We start from the raw sequence: 1,714 nt of genomic DNA, 5'->3' as shown, positions 1-1,714 counted from the left end.
GCCTCAGATTGCATGGACGGATAACTTGTCGGGTGTGGACAGCAGCAAGACGACGGTGACGCTGGATACGTATTCTTACCAAATCGGAACGGCGATCCCGCTCTATAAGTTGCCGCTCGGTCAGCATACCCTTATTGTTACTTCCAGCGACATGGCCGGCAATGTGGGAAGCAAGACCGTTCAATTCCAGACGGTGGCCAGTATTGATTCCTTGAAGGCGCTGGTAACACACTTTGCTGATGCCAAATGGATCGACAATGCGGGAATTGCCAACAGCCTGCAGGCCAAATTGGCGAACAACAATTTGAAGAGCTTTGTGAACGAGGTAGAGGCGCAAAACGGGAAACACATTTCAAGCGAAGCGGCAACCTATTTGCTGCGAGACGCTCAATATTTATTGACACAAAAGTAGAGCATTATTTGATCACATTTGGATGAATCGGTAATGAAACGGGGGGAGATCAATTGTCTCCCCCTCATCGATTTGGACGATTAATGGTACCAAGAGTGTACTAAAGCTGCAATTCCTCGCTCTGCATCGGGATACCGGCTCGCAGATTGTAAATATACATGCATTTCATGAAAAGAGGTCCCGATATGAAGAAGCGTTCATTCCTGTCCTTTATCATAATCATAATCTTATTATTTTTTGGGACTACCACAACTTCACTTGCCCATTCCGGAAGTATGGGTTTCTCGGTATTAAACATTGAAGAGAACGAGATTCAATATGAACTTTTTCTTGATCAATTAGATTTGTTCCCACAATTCGGTACCAACCTGGATAATCTTGTGAATGAGGAACAGTTCTCACAAAAAATCGAATCCTATCTACAGAAAGGTCTTCGCATAGATGCGGATTCGAAGCCCTTGAAGATGGAATTGCTTTCGATGAACATGGCGAATAAGGGTACCTTAAGAGGCGTGGAATTTCATCTGAAGTTTACTGCCGATAAAGTGATCGAACAATGTAATCTTCATTACAATCTGGCGTTTGACGATGTGCCTGCTCATACGAGTGGACTCTTGGTCCATGCAGGGGAATATGTCCAGCAGGATTTGATTGATAGCACTAAAAGAGATATTCAGATCAACCTTCCCCAGCATAACCAGCAGGATACTATTGATAGCACTAAAGGAGATAGTCAGACCAACCCTCCCCAGCCTAAGATYGGCGCTGTTTTGTGGAAATATTTTAAGCTTGGAATCGAGCACATTTTGACAGGTTATGATCATTTGCTGTTTTTGTTATCCTTAGTATTAATCGCATCTCGCTTCAAGGATGCTTTGAAAATTGTTACTGCTTTTACAATCGCCCACAGCATTACACTATTCTTGGTGGCGTCGGGCGTCATCCATGTCATCTCGTCTTGGGTCGAAGCGTTGATTGCGGTGACGATCTGTTACGTGGCCGTGGAAAATATGTTTGTTCAAAAGGCGAAATGGCGGTGGGTAATGACAGCCATATTTGGCCTGATTCACGGTATGGGCTTCGCCGGGGCTTTGGCTGAAACAGGACTTCCAAAGGGCAATCTGATTGGCACGCTCCTGACGTTCAATTTAGGTGTAGAAACGGGCCAACTGATGGTCTTATGCTTATTACTGCCCCTCTTGATTTGGCTGCAAAGGTTTCCGTGGTATCGTAAAATGATGATTTCAACGTCTTGTCTTATTTTTGTGCTGGCATTTTATTGGTTGATTCAAAGATTGTAAT

1 protein-coding gene and 1 pseudogene are annotated in these 1,714 nt (G+C 44.2%); both read left to right on the top strand.

The window, feature by feature from the left end; genetic code table 11:
• Positions 1-412: pseudogene (locus AC1DWB_RS34670) on the top strand (discoidin domain-containing protein); the annotation flags it as partial.
• Between the two features lie 185 nt (positions 413-597).
• Positions 598-1,713 carry a HupE/UreJ family protein gene (locus AC1DWB_RS34665; RefSeq protein ID WP_477545613.1) on the top strand — a complete coding sequence of 372 codons (1,116 nt, stop codon included), beginning with the start codon at positions 598-600 and terminating at the stop codon, positions 1,711-1,713.
• The last annotated feature ends 1 nt before the right edge of the window (position 1,714 follow it).

The organism is Paenibacillus sp. P4_E11, assembly GCF_056401635.1.
This window is presented reverse-complemented; position numbering and strand designations above follow the sequence as displayed.